The sequence below is a fragment of the Capnocytophaga sp. FDAARGOS_737 genome, assembly GCF_009730375.1.
In the GTDB taxonomy this organism is placed as follows: Bacteria; Bacteroidota; Bacteroidia; order Flavobacteriales; family Flavobacteriaceae; genus Capnocytophaga; species Capnocytophaga leadbetteri.
The window spans coordinates 1,226,897-1,243,966 of the sequence record NZ_CP046316.1; the positions used below are offsets into that span (position 1 = coordinate 1,226,897).

General features: G+C 37.7%; 18 protein-coding genes. 8 read left to right on the top strand and 10 right to left on the bottom strand.

Annotated elements, in window-relative coordinates:
- Window positions 1-12 precede the first annotated feature (12 nt).
- The 5 genes from FOC45_RS05425 to FOC45_RS05445 all read left to right on the top strand — a co-directional run bounded on the left by FOC45_RS05425 (window position 13) and on the right by FOC45_RS05445 (window position 3,898).
- The gene (locus FOC45_RS05425) at window positions 13-696 is read left to right on the top strand and encodes an ABC transporter ATP-binding protein (protein WP_009392870.1); all 684 of its coding nucleotides are present in this window, start codon (window positions 13-15) and stop codon (window positions 694-696) included.
- Complete coding sequence (locus FOC45_RS05430; protein ID WP_009392868.1) at window positions 696-1,550, top strand: glycosyltransferase family 2 protein; 855 nt, start codon at window positions 696-698, stop codon at window positions 1,548-1,550. Before FOC45_RS05425 ends, FOC45_RS05430 begins: the two co-directional genes overlap by 1 nt.
- Window positions 1,551-1,680: 130 nt before the next feature.
- Complete coding sequence (rplS, locus tag FOC45_RS05435; protein ID WP_009392866.1) at window positions 1,681-2,028, top strand: 50S ribosomal protein L19; 348 nt, start codon at window positions 1,681-1,683, stop codon at window positions 2,026-2,028.
- A gap of 75 nt (window positions 2,029-2,103) precedes the next feature.
- Window positions 2,104-3,432, top strand: a complete 1,329-nt coding sequence (locus tag FOC45_RS05440; protein ID WP_009392865.1) for an exonuclease domain-containing protein — start codon at window positions 2,104-2,106, stop codon at window positions 3,430-3,432.
- Entirely contained in the window at window positions 3,425-3,898 is a 474-nt protein-coding gene (locus tag FOC45_RS05445) for a hypothetical protein (RefSeq protein ID WP_009392863.1), read from the top strand. The genes FOC45_RS05440 and FOC45_RS05445 overlap by 8 nt, the downstream gene beginning before the upstream one ends.
- Here FOC45_RS05445 and hemW read toward each other — a convergent pair.
- From hemW to pdxA, 6 genes are all read right to left on the bottom strand, one after another.
- Window positions 3,872-5,023 carry a radical SAM family heme chaperone HemW gene (hemW, locus tag FOC45_RS05450; RefSeq protein WP_084063434.1) on the bottom strand — a complete coding sequence of 384 codons (1,152 nt, stop codon included), beginning with the start codon at window positions 5,021-5,023 and terminating at the stop codon, window positions 3,872-3,874. The two genes, FOC45_RS05445 and hemW, sit on opposite strands and share 27 nt — an antisense overlap.
- On the bottom strand, window positions 5,024-5,569 hold the full coding sequence (ruvC, locus tag FOC45_RS05455) for a crossover junction endodeoxyribonuclease RuvC (RefSeq protein ID WP_034540318.1): 546 nt from the start codon (window positions 5,567-5,569) through the stop codon (window positions 5,024-5,026).
- A 3-nt stretch (window positions 5,570-5,572) separates the two neighbouring features.
- Window positions 5,573-6,106 (bottom strand): hypothetical protein, encoded by a 534-nt coding sequence (locus tag FOC45_RS05460; protein ID WP_009392857.1) that lies wholly within the window; start codon window positions 6,104-6,106, stop codon window positions 5,573-5,575.
- Window positions 6,107-6,250: 144 nt separating this feature from the next.
- Window positions 6,251-7,213 carry an SIS domain-containing protein gene (locus FOC45_RS05465; RefSeq protein WP_009392855.1) on the bottom strand — a complete coding sequence of 321 codons (963 nt, stop codon included), beginning with the start codon at window positions 7,211-7,213 and terminating at the stop codon, window positions 6,251-6,253.
- Entirely contained in the window at window positions 7,210-8,100 is an 891-nt protein-coding gene (locus FOC45_RS05470) for a Ppx/GppA phosphatase family protein (protein WP_009392853.1), read from the bottom strand. Before FOC45_RS05470 ends, FOC45_RS05465 begins: the two co-directional genes overlap by 4 nt.
- Before the next feature lie 8 nt (window positions 8,101-8,108).
- Window positions 8,109-9,167: a 4-hydroxythreonine-4-phosphate dehydrogenase PdxA gene (gene pdxA / locus FOC45_RS05475; protein WP_009392851.1), complete on the bottom strand. Its 1,059-nt coding sequence runs from the start codon at window positions 9,165-9,167 to the stop codon at window positions 8,109-8,111.
- A 69-nt stretch (window positions 9,168-9,236) separates the two neighbouring features.
- On the opposite strand from pdxA, the gene FOC45_RS05480 reads away from it, so the two are divergent.
- The gene (locus tag FOC45_RS05480; RefSeq protein WP_009392850.1) at window positions 9,237-10,139 is read left to right on the top strand and encodes a GYDIA family GHMP kinase; all 903 of its coding nucleotides are present in this window, start codon (window positions 9,237-9,239) and stop codon (window positions 10,137-10,139) included.
- 128 nt (window positions 10,140-10,267) lie between these two features.
- Here the strand turns inward: FOC45_RS05480 and FOC45_RS05485 are convergent, their stop codons facing one another.
- Window positions 10,268-10,687, bottom strand: coding sequence for a thioesterase family protein (locus FOC45_RS05485; protein WP_009392848.1), 420 nt, complete (start codon window positions 10,685-10,687; stop codon window positions 10,268-10,270).
- Between the two features lie 213 nt (window positions 10,688-10,900).
- Here FOC45_RS05485 and dnaA point away from each other — a divergent pair, with 213 nt between their 5' ends.
- Together dnaA and FOC45_RS05495 are read left to right on the top strand one after the other, a co-directional pair.
- On the top strand, window positions 10,901-12,322 hold the full coding sequence (gene dnaA, locus FOC45_RS05490; RefSeq protein WP_009392847.1) for a chromosomal replication initiator protein DnaA: 1,422 nt from the start codon (window positions 10,901-10,903) through the stop codon (window positions 12,320-12,322).
- Complete coding sequence (locus FOC45_RS05495) at window positions 12,322-13,497, top strand: alanine dehydrogenase (RefSeq protein WP_009392832.1); 1,176 nt, start codon at window positions 12,322-12,324, stop codon at window positions 13,495-13,497. The genes dnaA and FOC45_RS05495 overlap by 1 nt, the downstream gene beginning before the upstream one ends.
- Before the next feature lie 66 nt (window positions 13,498-13,563).
- Here FOC45_RS05495 and recQ read toward each other — a convergent pair whose 3' ends face one another.
- From recQ to recR, 3 genes are all read right to left on the bottom strand, one after another.
- Window positions 13,564-15,753 carry a DNA helicase RecQ gene (gene recQ / locus FOC45_RS05500; protein ID WP_009392831.1) on the bottom strand — a complete coding sequence of 730 codons (2,190 nt, stop codon included), beginning with the start codon at window positions 15,751-15,753 and terminating at the stop codon, window positions 13,564-13,566.
- 101 nt (window positions 15,754-15,854) lie between these two features.
- Entirely contained in the window at window positions 15,855-16,433 is a 579-nt protein-coding gene (locus tag FOC45_RS05505) for a DUF3109 family protein (protein WP_009392819.1), read from the bottom strand.
- A gap of 15 nt (window positions 16,434-16,448) precedes the next feature.
- Window positions 16,449-17,069, bottom strand: coding sequence for a recombination mediator RecR (recR, locus tag FOC45_RS05510; protein WP_009392818.1), 621 nt, complete (start codon window positions 17,067-17,069; stop codon window positions 16,449-16,451).
- Between the last annotated feature and the right edge of the window lies 1 nt (window position 17,070).

Here is a 17,070-nt window from a genome sequence, read left to right on the forward strand (position 1 = left end):
ACACTAATAAAAATGAGTCTATTAGAGATAAAAGATATTAAACGCGACTTTAGATTAGGGTCAGAGGTGCTACACGTGCTAAAAGGTATTAATTTAACTATCGAAAAAGGCGAGTATGTAGCATTGATGGGGCCATCAGGGTCAGGTAAATCGACTTTGATGAACATATTAGGTTGCTTAGATACGCCTACTTCAGGAGAATATATACTCAATGGAAAGGATGTGAGCAAAATGAGCGATGCTGAATTGGCCGATATTCGCAATAAAGAAATAGGATTTGTATTTCAGACCTTTAACCTAATGCCGCGAACTACCGCTTTAGACAATGTAGCCTTGCCGATGGTATATGCAGGGGTAAGTCGTGAAAAGCGACACGAGCGCGCTAAAGAAGTACTTAAAATGGTGGGCTTGGAAGACCGAATGCTACACAAACCTAATGAACTTTCGGGCGGACAACGCCAGCGGGTAGCTGTGGCACGAGCATTGGTAAATCACCCTTCTATTATTTTAGCTGATGAACCTACTGGAAATCTTGACTCAAAAACTTCTTATGAAATAATGAATCTTTTTGATGAGATTTATCAGAAAGGTAATACTGTGATATTGGTAACCCACGAAGAAGATATAGCCCAATATGCACATCGTATTATCCGGCTAAAAGACGGGCTAATAGAAACTGATAACGCAAAAAACTGATGAACTTTGGAATTATTATCCCTGTTTATAACGAAGAAAAGAGTATTGTACTTACTCTGCAATCGCTTATAAATCAATCGGTTGTTCCTTATCAAATTATAGTAGTAGACGATGGTTCGACCGATAATACAGCTCAGTTAGTAAGCGAAATGGCAGTTCAGCATCCTCAGATACAGTTAGTGCAGCGCAAAGAGAAAGGAGAACATCAACCTGGGGCTAAAATAGTGCAAACATTTAACTTTGGACTTCCTTACCTCAAAAAAGAGGTAGATATTATCTGTAAGTATGATGCGGATTTGGTTTTTCCCGCTAACTACTTTGAGGTAATGAATATGCATTACAGTGAAAATCAGCAGTTAGGAATGTACGGTGGTTTTTGCTATATAAAGCAAGGTGATGCTTGGGTACTTGAGAACCTTACTAATAAAGACCACTTGCGCGGAGCGGTAAAATCGTATAGAAAAGCGTGTTTTGAGGCTATTGGTGGACTTAAAACAGCTATGGGGTGGGATACTGCAGACGAGCTTTTGGCACGTTACCACGGTTGGGAGGTACAGACTAATGAAAATCTACAAGTAAAACACTTACGCCCTACAGGAGCAGGTTATAAAAGTAATGCTAAATATTTGCAAGGGAGTGTATTTTACCGACTTCGCTATGGTATAATCTTAACACTACTTGCCGCTGCTAAATTAGCTATTAGAAAGCGTAGTTTAGCTCTGTTTTTTGATTATTTGAGGGGTTATTTAAAAGCTAAAAGAGAACGACAACCCTATTTGCTTAGTGAAGAAGAGGGGAGATGGGTGAGAGATTATCGTTGGAGAGGTATTGCAAAGAAAGTATATAAGAGCTGAAAATAAAATAAAAATGAATGTACTATTTGTCAATTCAAAAAAAAGTAGTACCTTTGTCCCCGATTTGGAGTAACCTCTGGCGAGAGTCGTGAATGTTGCCCAATGATAACAATAATTTATCTAATTTTTTATGGAACCACTATTAAAGTACGTACAAGACAACTTTATTGAGAAAAAAGATTTTCCTGATTTTTCAGCAGGTGATACTATCACTGTATACTATGAAATCAAGGAAGGAGACAAAAAACGTACTCAGTTTTTTAAAGGCGTAGTAATTCAACGCAAAGGACACGGAGTAACAGCTACATTTACTATCCGCAAAATGTCAGGAACAGTAGGTGTAGAACGTATATTTCCTGTGAATATGCCTGCCCTTCAAAAAATTGAAGTGAACAAGAAAGGTAAAGTAAGACGTGCTCGTATTTACTACTTTAGAGGACTTACAGGTAAGAAAGCTCGTATAAAAGAAGTTCGCTAATTAGTTAAATTATCTTATAAAAGCAAAGAGTAAGGACTGCCTTCTCTTTGCTTTTTTTGTAAAAAACTATATTATTTGTATGCAATATTAGACATAGAAACTACAGGAGGAAAGTATGATGAGGAAGGTATCACTGAAATAGCTATCTATCGATTTGATGGACACGAACTTACTGACCAATTTATCTCGCTTATCAATCCAGAGCGCCCCATACAAGACTTTGTGACAAAATTGACAGGTATTAATAATAAGATGCTTAGAAATGCTCCAAAGTTTTATGAGGTGGCTAAGCGTATTGTAGAAATCACACAAGATACTATTATTGTAGGGCATAATGCAGCTTTTGATTATCGTATATTGCAAACAGAATTTCGTCGATTAGGGTATGACTATATAAGGACAACTCTTTGTACAGTGGAACTCTCGCAACAACTCCTTCCTGAAAAAGAGTCGTATAGTTTAGGAAAATTAGTACGGTCATTAGGTATACCAATGAGTGAGCGACACCGTGCTTCAGGAGATGCTTTAGCAACGCTCAATTTATTTAAATATTTACTCGAAAAAGATACTAAAAAGACCATTATCACTGCTTCAGTAAAAAATGATGTACGCATAGAGATGAGCTCACGTCATCTGAAAATACTTGATGAGCTACCAGAAAAGTTAGGCATATTTTATATGCATAATGAAGAGGGGAAGATTATTTACATAGGGAAGCATAAAAATATTAAAAAGAGAGTAAACCAACTGTTTACTAGTCTCTCAAAAAGAGATAGGTATTTGCAGCGGCATACTTATAAAGTAACATATGAAGAGACAGGTAATGAGCTTATAGCTACTTTGAAAGAAATAGAGGTTATTCAGCTCAATAAGCCTAAATGCAATAGTAGGAATATACATAATCCTTCTGAGATAGTGTATATACTTAGTTCTCATTATAATCCGCAAGGGTATCTGTGTTTTTCAATTGAGTTATTGGCTACTCAGAAAGAAATTATAACAACCTTTGAAACACAATCACAAGCAAAGAATTTTCTTAAAAAAATAACATCAGAATTTGAGCTGAATGAAGTAGATTTCAATGGAGAACCTGTAGAGATTTACAATGCACGTGCTAGTAAAGTGTTAAATAAATACGGTTTTTGGCATCAAAATTTAGCTATAGTTGATAAGGGTAGGAGAGTAGGAGAGAAGAGCGTTATTCTGCTTGTAGATGGGCAAATCAAAGGCTATGGTTTTTTCCATTTAAATTATCAACTCACTCAGTTAGGATTTTTAGAGAATATTATTACACCGCTGCCTAATACGCTAATTAACAGACATCTATTAGATCAGTATCTGCGTACTCATCCTCATATAAAAGTACTTAATTTGAAAGAACAAAAACCTTTTCATAATGAATAAACATTTTTTTATTACCTTATTAGGAACAATGAGTTTTTTAGTAGGCTGCAATAATAACTCTCAACCTCAGATGAGTGCAACGCAACTAAATGAAACAGCCCAGATAATAAGTAAACTAACAGATTCTATCAGAAAACTAACAGATGAGCGTGATGAGGCTCTTAATTTTAGTCTTGAGACAAATGAACTATCGCAGCAGTATTTTGAGGACTTAAAGATTGTCAATCCATCACAGATAGTGATAAACGCTTTAATGGAATTAAATATTAAGGAGAAGAATCCTTATATAAAATCAGAGAGCAATGGCAGATTTCTGATTAACAAAATTAGAATACTGAATGAAAAATGGGTGATATGTGAGTTTAGTGATGGAGAGCTCTGGGGCGATTTATTACTAGAGTACCACATAGACGGTAATCAGAAACCTACTTTTAAAACCTTAGATGAGGTTATCCACCCTAAATAAATCAGAAGCTATACCATCTGAAAGAAACTTACCATCTTTAGTTACTTTCAGATGGTTTTCTTTTATACATAGAAGTCCTTTGCTAATATATTTCTTCGCTTGAGTTAGTAGGTACTGCTGATATTCTTTCCCAAAAACATTATTTACTTCTTCTAAATCAATACCTACCATAGTACGAATACGCGTTATGATAAGCTCATTATACCTGTTATCAGGAGTGAGTATTTCTATTTCTTGGGGTAATATTCCTTGCTGAATTTGTTGTATATATTTAATATTATGAGCTATATTCCAGCTGCGTTTGAAGCCACTGAAGCTATGTGCTGAGGGGCCTATACCCATATAAGGTTTGCCAAACCAATAAGCTGTATTATTCTGACTAAAATACCCTTCTTTACCAAAGTTGGAGAACTCATATTGTATAAACCCTTCTTTTTCTAAAATATTTATTAGAGTGTGAAAATGAGTATAAGCTTGAGTGTCGTCAATAGGAGGAATTTTTCCTATGGCTATAAATCTATGTAAAGCTGTTTTTTCTTCTACTGTCAGAGCGTATGCCGAAATATGAGGAATTTCAAAAGAAAGTGCCTTATAAATATTTTCTTTCCAACGCTCATTGCTCATCATTGGGATACCATAAATTAAATCAATAGTAATATTATCAAAATACTGCGAGGCAATAGGCAATAAAGTAGTAACTTGTGTGGTAGTATGCACACGGTTCATCAAACGCAAATCTTCTTCAAAAAACGATTGTACTCCTAAACTCAGTCGGTTAATTCCCAATGACGTCAACTGTTGCAATAACTGCTCAGGGGTATGTAGCCTAAAAAAATCATCAGGATTGCACTCTATAGTAATTTCAGCTGTCGGACTTACCTTATAATAGCTATAGATAGTATCGAAGAGTTGCTTTAGCTCATCATATGTTAGTATACTAGGGGTACCTCCACCTAAGTAAATCGTTTGTAGTTCAGAGCCAACGGCTTCTTCTTTTCGCATTATCAACTCTTTACAAAGAACTGCTACCATTTCGCTTTTTCGTTTTAAGGTAGTAGAAAAATGAAAATCGCAGTAGTGACATGCTTGTCGGCAGAAAGGTATATGAAGGTATAGACTATACATTTAACTAATGCGGTCTTGGTTTTGTTTTACAAATGCCTCCCAACCGCTATAGCTTTGCTGTTTTTCTATCCTTCCAGTATTGAAGTAATGACATACTGCTACGGCTAAGCCATCAGTAGCATCGAAGTGTTTAGGTAGTTCTTTCAGTCCTAATAGCTGTTGTAGCATTTTGGCAACTTGTTCTTTAGAAGCAGCCCCATTGCCAGTAATTGCCATTTTTACCTTCTTAGGTTCATATTCTGTGATAGGAATTTCACGTGAAAGTCCCGCAGCCATAGCAACTCCTTGGGCACGCCCTAATTTCAGCATAGATTGCACGTTTTTGCCAAAAAAAGGGGCTTCAATTGCCAGTTCATCAGGGTGATAGGTGTCAATAAGCTCAAGAGTACGATTGAAGATAACTCCTAGCTTTATGTAGTGATTGTTGTATTTGCTCAACTGCAACTCATTAAGCTGTAGCAGCTTCATTTGTTGGTTTTCTACCCTTATAATACCAAAACCCATAATAGTAGTACCTGGGTCTATACCTAAAATAATACGTTCCAAGAGTTATTTTACGTTTATTTCAACAGGAAGTTTAAACTGAGTGCTTACGTTTTGTCCGTTTTTAGTAGCGGGTTTGATAGCATCGTTGTCTGAAAGTACCGAAAGATTAGCGCGCAACGAATCTTCAAAGCTCTCATTTTCAGTGCTTAATAACTCTCTAGTACGATCGTCAGCCTGCATATCGAGCAGCACTATTTTACCAGTATTATCAACTCTTATATTTAGGAGAATACGTTCTGTTACAGGTTCTGTTACCTCATAAGGGTCTTTTTTCAGGCGTTCTTGAAATAAAGCTGCAAAGGTCTTCTCAAAACACTCTTTTTGCCCTGCTTTAGTGGTAGCAGAGTCACAAACCCCTTTAAAAATAGGATAAGTATCTACATCTTCTTTTACAATTTCAGTAAATTTTATATTAGCAATAGAATCTAATTGCTCTTGTAGTTTGGCTTGTTGCTGTTCTGGTGTGAGTTGTTGTGAGTTCTTTTTACAAGAAATAAGCGCCATTGAAAGGGCTAAAAACCAAAAGTAAAATTTCATAATCAAAAAATATTAGCATTTTTACGGCTCAAAATTATTACAAAAAAACGACTTATGAAAATAAATCACACTTTTTTTATCAAATAAAATAAGCTGCCTAATGATATTAATAGTAATTGTTTTTATAAAGTTCTGATAATCATATTATAACAGTCCTTCCTGTATGAGATTATGCAGGTGTATGATACCTGCGTATTTACCATCTTGGGTCACCAATAGTTGGGTGATTTTATTTTTCTCCATCAGGTTTAAGGCATCAATAGCCAAACTGTCAAAATCGATAGTTTTAGGGCGTACGCTCATTATATCTTTAGCGGTTAGTCCTTTTATAGTGTCAGTTTTGCTGAGCATTCGGCGTATATCGCCATCGGTTACCACACCTACTATATTGCCTTGGTCTATTACGGCAGCTACTCCCAGCATTTTTGCTGAAATTTCCACGATTACCTTTTTGATGTCTGTATCCGGACTTACTTCGGGCTTTTGGTTATGCACTACTATATCCGAAACTTTTAAGTATAAGCGTTTTCCTAAGGCACCTCCTGGGTGATATTTAGCAAAATCACTACTTCCGAAGTGCTTCATTTCTAATAAACAAACGGCTAACGCATCACCTAACACTAACTGAGCGGTAGTGCTGGTAGTTGGGGCTAAGTTGTTGGGGCAGGCTTCTTTTTCTACGTGGGCATAGAGCACCCAATCAGCCTGTTGTGCCAAAACCGACCCTTTATTAGAGGTTATAGCTATCAATTTGTTATTACCGCGCTTTAACAAGGGTACTAATACCTTTATTTCGGGGGTATTACCGCTTTTCGAGATGCAAATCACCACATCTTCCTGCTGAATGATACCCAAATCGCCGTGTATAGCATCAGCAGCGTGCATAAAGATAGCGGGAGTACCGGTTGAGTTCATTGTAGCCACTATTTTATTGGCTATAATAGCGCTTTTGCCTATACCAGTGATGACCACACGCCCTTTAGAGTGAAGTATATAATCAACTGCTTGGGTAAAATCATCGTCTATATAGTCCGTTAGTTTGGCTACAGCCGCCGCTTCTTCAGTAATAGTTTGTCGGGCAATGTTTATAATATCTTCTGTTTTCATTGGTTTTCTTTGTTGTAAATAGTTCTAACGATTCCATCAGCCAGCCCAATACGCGGCACGTGTACAATAGGGGCTTTAGACCATTTCATCGCGTTGATAAACACAGTTAAGGCGTAAAGTATAACATCGGCGCGGTCAGGGTTGAAACCCAATAACCTAATGCGCTCGTCATAAGTATAGCCCGATACATAGGTGTAATAATCGGTTAGGTACTCGTAGGTTAGTGGGTCGCCCTCACGGCTGTTAGAATTTTTGTGTATTTTGTTGATGTTGCCGCCCGAACCTATCGCTTCTATAGGCTGACAGTCGGCTGTGTGCTTTTCAATCCACTCTTGTACCTCTTTCCAGGTCTTATCGCTCACCTTATTGTCTAACAAACGTACTGTTCCTATAGGAAAAGAGCGCGATTTCTTCATTTTTCCGTTAGAAAAGACAGTAAATTCGGTACTACCACCCCCTACATCTATGTATAAATAGTTTTTATCGCTCTTTATGAAGCTCGAAATATCGGTTGAAGCTATAATTTCAGCTTCTTCAGACCCGTCAATGATGTCTATTTGTACTCCTGTACGTTTCAAAACCTCATCGGCTACCGCTTGTCCATTGGTAGCTTCACGCATAGCTGAAGTAGCACAAGCGCGGTATGCTTTTACCTGATTTACCTTCATCAGCAGTCTAAATGCTTCCATAGCATCGGCAAGACGGTCGGTATTTTCAGGCGAGATAAGTCCGTCAATAAACACGTCTGCCCCTAAACGTATAGGCACGCGCACTAAGCTGGCTTTTGTAAATTTAGGGTTCTCACCGGCTTCTTCTAACACGTTAGAGATGAGCAGTCGCACCCCGTTAGAGCCAATGTCTATTGCTGCTAATTTTTTAATATCCATAAGTAGTGTTATTTATCTTTTTCTAATTCTAAAGTACGGATTTTCAGTGGGTTCTTAGTTAGTTCAGCATATTCTTCACGATTTCTGAATACATCTAAGGCGGTGTAAATAGCCTGTCTGAACGACTGAGGGTCGGCTATGTCTTTGCCAGCTATTTCGTACGCTGTACCGTGGTCAGGCGAGGTGCGCACCTTGCTAAGCCCTGCGGTATAGTTCACCCCATTGCCGAAAGCAATCGTCTTGAAAGCGATGAGTCCTTGGTCGTGATAAGGCGCGAGCACTGCATCGTAGTTGCGATAGGTTTGTGACCCAAAGAAACTATCGGCAGCAAAAGGACCAAACACCAAAATATTCTCATCAAAGTAGAGTTTTTTAAGTGCAGGGCGTACTATATCATCGTCTTCAGTGCCTATCACGCCCTTATCGCCACAGTGCGGATTAATACCTAATACAGCTATTTTAGGCCGTTGCAGGCGGAAGTCTTTGATGAGCGACTCATTCATTAGGCGCGCTTTCTCCATTATCAGTTTTTCAGTGATTAAGGCTGACACATTTTTCAGCGGTACGTGGTCGGTCAGTAACCCTATTTTTAGGTCTTCACTTACCATAAACATCAAGCTGGTACCTTTTAGTTGTTCTGCCAAATAATCGGTATGACCAGGGAAGTGAAAATCATCTGACTGTATGTTATTTTTGTTGATAGGTGCAGTTACCAATACATCAATTTCGTTGTTTTTAAGGGCTTCAGTAGCGGCTTGCAGCGATAAGAAAGCATATTTGCCACCTTCTTCAGTTTCTTGCCCAAAAGTAACGGTTGGCGTCTCTTTCCAGCAGTTTAACACGTTCAATTTGCCTTCAAGGGCAGCCCCAATGCTGTCAATTCCCTGAAAATTGGTGGTTATATTAAAATGTTTCCTCTGAAAAGAAACTAATTTGTTAGAAGCAAAGATAATAGGGGTACAAAGCTCCAAAATCTGGTGATCTTCAAAGGTTTTCAGTATAATTTCTAACCCAATACCGTTGATATCTCCAACGGAAATGCCTACTTTTATCAATTTTTCTTTCATAGAATAGTATGCTGAACGATAAATAATTATTACTTTTGTTTTTTCAAAAGGCAAAGATAATAAAAAAATATGGAACAAACACAAACTTATTTTTATCATAGTCACGGCAAACTGCTCATCACGGGCGAATATGCAGTGCTCGATGGCGCTCTTAGCTTAGCGTTACCCACGGCCAAAGGGCAGTCGCTACAGGCTACTATTTCAGATAATGACTTAGTGTGGAAAGCATTTGATGCTGACCAGCAATTGTGGTTCGATAGCACTGCTATATGCACTGAAGCCGACCAAAAAGTGTGGGATACACTTCAGAAAATACTCTCTACAGCCGCTGCTCTCAACCCTAATTTTGAACAAAAATATCGCCGTAGTAGCGTAACCACTCAGTTAGAGTTTTCGCGGTTTTGGGGCTTAGGTTCTTCCTCTACGCTCATCAATAACATCGCCCAATGGGCAGAAGTCAATCCGTACGAATTGCTTTTTAAAAGTTTCGGCGGGAGTGGCTACGATATTGCTTGTGCTAAGGCATCTACACCTATTTTATACCGATTGCAAGAGGGCAGACCTTATAGTTACCCTTTGCAACTTCTTTTTCCACACACTAACCGCATTTATTTTGTATATCTCAACCAAAAGCAAAATAGCAAAGAGGGCATCAAACGCTATCGTACCGTTACGAAAAGCAAGGCTAAATTAGCTGAAAGCATCACTAAAATCACCGAACAACTTATTTTAGCCCAAACTATTAGCGATTTTTGTACTCTTTTGGACGAGCACGAAGCCACTATCAGTCAATATTTAGGTATTCCTACAGTGAAAGAGCGACTTTTTACTGATTTTAAAGGTACAATTAAGAGTTTAGGAGCTTGGGGCGGTGATTTTGTGTTAGCAATCTCCGAAACAGAAGATGTACCGACCTATTTTGCCTCTAAAGGGTATCCTATATGTATTTCTTACGCCGAAATGATAATTTAAAAGAAAAATATCCTCCTTATACCTACCCTATACAAACGATATAGAAAGGATACAGGAAGAGCGAAGGCTAAGCGAACAATCAGCGAAGAATAAACGACTAATAATTATCCTCTGACTAGAAAAATATGCTATGCTCCCTCACGAGCCCCTCTAATCAGGTCTAATACTTTTTCAGGGCAACGTACAGGGCGAAAAGTTTTAGCATCTACAAATACTAAAATGGTGTTAGCAGTAGAGAGTAATTCTCCTTTTTCATTCAGAATTTCGTAATCAAACTCTATTTTAGTAGAAGGTAAATCTTTTAGTTTGGTGCGTATAGTGATGAGTTCGTCATATAGTGCCGGCTTTTTATATTGAATTTGAAGCGAAACTACGGGCATCATTATACCTTCGGCTTCCATCTCTTTATAGGTGAGACCGATAGCCCGTAGCCACTCTACTCTTCCTAGTTCGAGGTATTGAGGATAATTGCCGTAATATACTACCCCCATTTGGTCAGTTTCAGCGTAGCGAGTACGCAAAGTGTAATCAAAATGTAATTCTTTCATAATTAGATAGATATGCTATTTTATATTGATTAAAAATTTCTCCCATACGAAAAAGAAATAGCAAAAACAAGTGTTAAATATTTTTTTTATTCAAAAATTATTCACAATTTTGCTCACTGAAATAACAACATATTTATTTCGTGCAAAATTAGTAAAAAAATCTAATAATCAAAGTTTTAGGTGAAAGCAGCTGCCTAAAAATAGTTCAGAATTATGGAAGAAGCAACTAAAAAAGTCTGGGCTAAGTGCCTCGAATTTATAAAGGACAATATTGATGAGCAACCATTTCTCACGTGGTTCGCTCCTATAGTGCCTGTGACTTTAGAAGGAAAAACGCTTAAAATAAAAGTGCCAAGCCAATTCGTTTACGAGTGGTTAGAAGATAATTATATAGGATTGCTCAAGTCGGCTATGACCTACACTTTAGGTGAAGGGGCTCGATTAATATATATAATTGACTCTCTTGTTGATAAAAAGCAGCTGCCAAGTACTAACCGACCAGAGTTAGCTAAACAATCTTTGACATTAGCTACTGAGGCCAAAGACCCTGAGCTTAAGAACCCTTTTGTAATCCCAGGGATTCGCGAGATAACAGTCGATCCTCAACTAAATTTGCACCAAAACTTTGATAATTTTGTAGAAGGCGAATCAAACAGATTAGCGCGCTCTGCAGGCATAGCTGTAGCCAATAAACCGGGCGGAACGGCGTTCAATCCTTTGTTTATTTTCGGGGGAGTAGGATTAGGCAAGACGCACTTAGCGCACGCTATTGGGGTAGATATTAAAGAGAAATACCCTAAAAAGAAAGTACTATATGTGTCTGCCGAAAAGTTTACCCAGCAGTTCATTAGTGCTTCTACAGCCAAAGACAAAGATAAAAACAACCTCAACGACTTTATTCACTTCTATCAGCTTATCGATGTGCTGATTGTAGATGACATACAATTTCTTTCAGGAAAAGTGAAGACGCAAGATGCTTTCTTCCATATTTTCAACCATTTACACCAAACCGGTAAGCAGGTTATTCTAACCTCTGATAAAGCCCCTGTCGATTTGTTCGACATAGAACAGCGACTTCTTTCGCGTTTCAAATGGGGACTTTCAGCCGAGCTTACCACTCCTGATTATAATACCCGTTATAAGATATTACAAAATAAATTCTATACTGATGGGGCTGAAATAAGTGAGGATATTATAGCTTATTTAGCAGAAAATATACGTACTAATGTTCGTGAACTCGAGGGTGTGAGCAATTCACTTATAGCACAAGCAGCTTTCAACCGCAAAGAATATTCTATTGAATTGGCGCAGAGTATCATAGAAAAATCGGTAAAGAATAGCCAATGCGATCTAACGATAGACCATATACAGCAAATTATCGCTGACTATTTCAATTTAGATATTGAGTCATTACACTCTAAGACTCGTAAGCGTAATGTGGTACAAGCGCGACAATTAGCGATGTTTTTCAGTAAGAAATACACTAAAAGCTCGTTATCAACCATTGGTAGTCAGATAGGCCAACGCGATCACGCTACAGTGCTACACGCTTGCAAAACAGTTGAAAATCTAATAGAAACTGATAGAGAGTTCAAAAAGTATGTAAGCGATTTAGAAACTAAATTTTCAGACTAATGCAATCGTCATTAACACAACTTATACCGCAAGAAGAACGTTTAGCAGTAGCTACTGAGCAAAAATCATTAAAGATAGGGCTACCTAAAGAACGTGTATTTCAGGAGAGGCGTATTTGTCTAACTCCTGATGATGTAGCGGTGCTTGTTGCTAATGGTCATCAACTACTTATTGAGGTAGGTGCGGGTGATGAGGCTAACTTTTCAGATAAAGATTACAGCGAGGCAGGCGCAGAGATTATATATGATACACGCGAAGTTTTTTCTTGTCCAATAGTATTAAAAGTAGAGCCGCCTACCTATGAAGAAATAGACTTCCTGAGCCACAAGGCTACTCTAATCTCTGGATTGCAGATAAATACACAAGACAAAGCATATTTTGAAGCACTTGCTGAGAAGCAAATCACAGCATTAGCATTTGAACATATAAAAGACGAAGAAGATAACTACCCCATACACGAGTCAATTAGCGAAATCACAGGAATAGCCTCCGTATTGATAGCTGCAGAGCTTATTTCAGAAAGAAGTAGATTGTTATTTGGCAATATTACAGGAGTTCCTCCTATAGAAGTAGTGTTATTAGGGGCTAATGAAGTAACAGAAGCTGCAGCTAAAACATCTTTAGGATTGGGGGCTAATGTGAAAATATTTGCAAAATCGCTTACCAAGCTAAAAGAAATTAAGCAACATCTGCCGGCTTCAGTATATACATCAGCATTACAACCTAAATTGTTAAAGAAAGCATTAATGCGCTGCAATGTGCTTATAGGGGCAATGCGTGGAGAGACGCGTTCACCTATAGTAGTAAGCGAAGATATGGTACAGCTGATGAAAAAAGGAGCTGTTATAGTAGATACAAGCATTGGTACAGGTGGCTGCATAGAGACTATTCAAGTTACTACTTTAGATAATCCTACTTATATAAAGCACAACGTACTACATTATGGGGTGCCTAATCTTCCTTCTCGTTATGCCCGTACAGCCTCTTTTTCATTAAGTAATATTATAATGCCTTATCTACTAAAAATAGGGGAGGAGGGAGGTATAGAAAATACCTTACAGATAGATAAAGGCTTACGCAATGGACTTTATCTTTATCGTGGTATCCTTACTGATACTACTATTTCTAAATGGTTTGGAATACCTTGTAAACCTTTGCATTTGTTGTTTTATTAGAAACAAAAAAGAGAATGAAGTCATTTTGCTTAATTCTCTTTTTATTTTTGTATTATGTAAGTATTCTTAATTTGCTACTTCACTAATAAATTTAAGTCGGTAGATTCTTAGTTCATCATCTTCATAATCACCACCAAACTCTTTTGAAGCTATTGAAATCTTATCACTATCTGCTTCCATAAAATATTCATGTAGTTCTTCTTGTTGTTCTTCATCAAAGATTTCATTTACCCAATAATCAATGTTTAGCTTAGTACCGCTATATACTATTTGTTCCATTTCTTTTAAGAACTCATCCATTTCTAAACCTTTAGCTTTAGCAATATCAGGTAATGGCAATTTGCGGTCTATATTCTGAATGATAAACAATTTCAATGACGAGTTAGAGCCCGTAGTTTTTACTATAAGGTCTTCAGCTCTAACAATATCATTTTCTTCTACATAACGCTCAATAAGTTTTACAAACTCAGCTCCAAATTTCTTTGCTTTACCCTCTCCAATACCGTGAACATTGGTAAGTTCTTGAATGGTAATAGGGTATTTCAGTGCCATATCTTCTAATGAAGGATCTTGGAACACTACAAATGGTGGCACTCCTTTTTGTTTAGCTACTTTCTTACGCAAATCTTTAAGCATTTCTAATAGTACAGGGTCTGCTACTGAAGTATTACCATTATTAGGGTCTTCTGGTTCTTCTTCAAAAGTATGGTCTTCAGTCATCATAAAGGAGGTTACATTTTTAAGGTACTCTTTACCTTTTTCTGTGATAAACATCACTCCATATGTCTCAATGTCTTTGCGGATAAGACCATTTACCATTACTTGGCGTAGAAGTGCCATCCAGTAAGCATCTTCTTTATCTTTGCCTATACCAAAAAAATCTTGTTCATCTATGCGGTGTGCTTTTATGAGAGCGCTTACTTTACCAATGAGTGTATTTACTATCTCTTTAGCTTTAAATTTCTGTTTAGTAGCTATAATCACATTCAGTAGCTTTACTACATCATCTTTAGCTTCTTTCTTTTCTTTAGGGAAACGTACATTGTCATCCATATTAGCACCTTCACCATTCACTTCATCAAACTCTTCTCCAAAGTAGTGCAATATAAACTTGCGACGTGAACTTGAGGTCTCTGCGTATGCCACTATATCTTGTAGTAAGGCTTGTCCTATTTCTTGTTCAGCTATAGGTTTGCCTATCATAAATTTCTCTAACTTCTCAACATCTTTGTATGAGTAGAAAGCCAAACAATGTCCTTCACCACCATCACGCCCGGCACGTCCTGTTTCTTGATAATAACTCTCAATACTTTTAGGAATATCGTGGTGAATAACGAAGCGTACATCAGGTTTATCAATGCCCATACCAAAAGCAATCGTAGCTACGACTACATCTACCTCCTCCATTAAGAACATATCTTGATGTTTAGCACGTGTTTTAGCGTCTAAGCCCGCGTGGTAAGGTACTGCCGAAATGCCATTTACTTGTAGTGTTTGAGCAAGATCTTCCACTTTCTTTCTGCTAAGACAATATATAATACCAGATTTCTTAGTATTTTGCTTTACAAATCGAATAATATCAGCATCAACATTCTTAGTCTTAGGGCGTACTTCGTAGTATAAATTAGGGCGATTGAATGACGATTTGAATACATTAGCTTCTAACATACCTAAGTTTTTCAGTATGTCTTCTTGCACTTTAGGGGTAGCTGTAGCCGTAAGGGCTACTATAGGGATATTACTACCTAATCGTTCAATAATAGTTTTTATATTTCGGTATTCGGGGCGGAAGTCGTGCCCCCATTCTGAGATACAGTGCGCTTCATCTACTGCAACAAATGATATTGGCACTGTTTTTAAGAAGTTAGCATATTCTTCTTTGATGAGAGATTCAGGAGCTACATATAATAATTTGGTTTTGCCATTGCTAATATCTTCCATCACTTCGCGAATTTCATTTTTGGTAAGTGATGAATTGAGTACGTGCGCAATACTATCAGTAGACGAAATACCTCGCATCGCATCTACTTGGTTTTTCATCAGAGCAATCAGAGGCGAAATCACAATGGCAGTGCCTTCTAAAACTAAAGCAGGTAGTTGGTAGCACAATGATTTACCACCACCTGTGGGCATTATAACAAAGGTATTCTCCTTGTTAATCACACTGGTAATAATCTCTTCTTGATGCCCTTTAAACGCTTCAAAACCGAAGTAATGCTTCAGCGCATCGTGTAAATCATTCTTTGTCATTTTCATATTTAACTTTTCTTGTTTCTTTAGTGCTGAGTTATTCTGTATCTAATTTTATTTTACAAATATACAACTTTTTCTGATAACCCCAAAATAAATACAAAAAATTATTTTTTTTCTTTTAAGTGCTCAGCAATTAGCTCTAATTCTTCATACCATTCCTCTCCAAATTTTCTAATAAGAGCATTTTTTACAAATTTATATATAGGCACTTGCAGTTCTTTGCCTAAAGCACAAGCGTCATCGCATATAGGAGACCAACGATGGTAATTCACTGCTGTAAATGAACTATATTCACGTAGCCGGATAGGGTAGAGGTGACACGAAATAGGCTTCTTCCAATCTATTTTCTTGTCATTATAGGCTTGCTCAATAGCACATAGTGCCCACCCACTTTCATTTCTAACTACATAAGCGCACTCTCCTCCGTTGATAAGTGGTGTTTCCCATTCGCCGTCTTCTCCTTTCACATATACCCCTTGTGCCTCTATAGCAGCCCTACCTTCATCAGTTAGATAAGGTTCTACTTCCGGATAAATACGCTTCATTATTCTTAACTCAGTCTCTTCTACAGGAGCTCCTGCATCGCCTTCTATACAGCAAGCTCCCTTGCAGGAAGTTAGGTTGCACACAAACTCGTTATCTATAATATCTTCCGAAATAATAGTGTTAGCTACTTGTATCATTTTTTGTGTTTTCTTTTAAACTGCTTTAATTGCCTTTTCAAAAGGTATTCGGTGCGCAATACTGCGCCCTAATGTTATCTCATCAGTATATTCTATTTCAGCACCTACCGCTATACCGCGTGCTATAGTAGAAATTGTGATGTTATAAGGTTCTACTTGCTTGTAAATATAGAAGTTAGTAGTATCACCCTCCATAGTATTGCTTAGGGCGAGAATAAGCTCATTCACTTTTCCTTGCTTTACTTTTTCTACTAAAGAAGCTATGTGCAGATTAGAGGGAGCAATACCATCAATAGGCGATATTTTGCCCCCTAGCACGTGATACTGACCAAAAAATTGTCCTGTGTTTTCTATAGCCATCACATCGCGGAAGTCTTCTACTACACAGATAACCCCTGTGTCGCGCACGGGGTTAGCACATATTTCGCATATTTCTACATCCGAAATGTTATGACAATTTTTGCAGTACACTATATGAGTACGTAGAGCGACTAATGCTTGTGCCAGCTGTAGCGTTTGTTCTTCTGGTTGTTTAAGCAGGTGCAAAGCCAGCCGCAGAGCCGTCCGTTTGCCTATGCTTGGTAATTGTCCAATCTCGTATACTGCATTCTCTAAGAGTTTTGATGAAAAGTCCAAT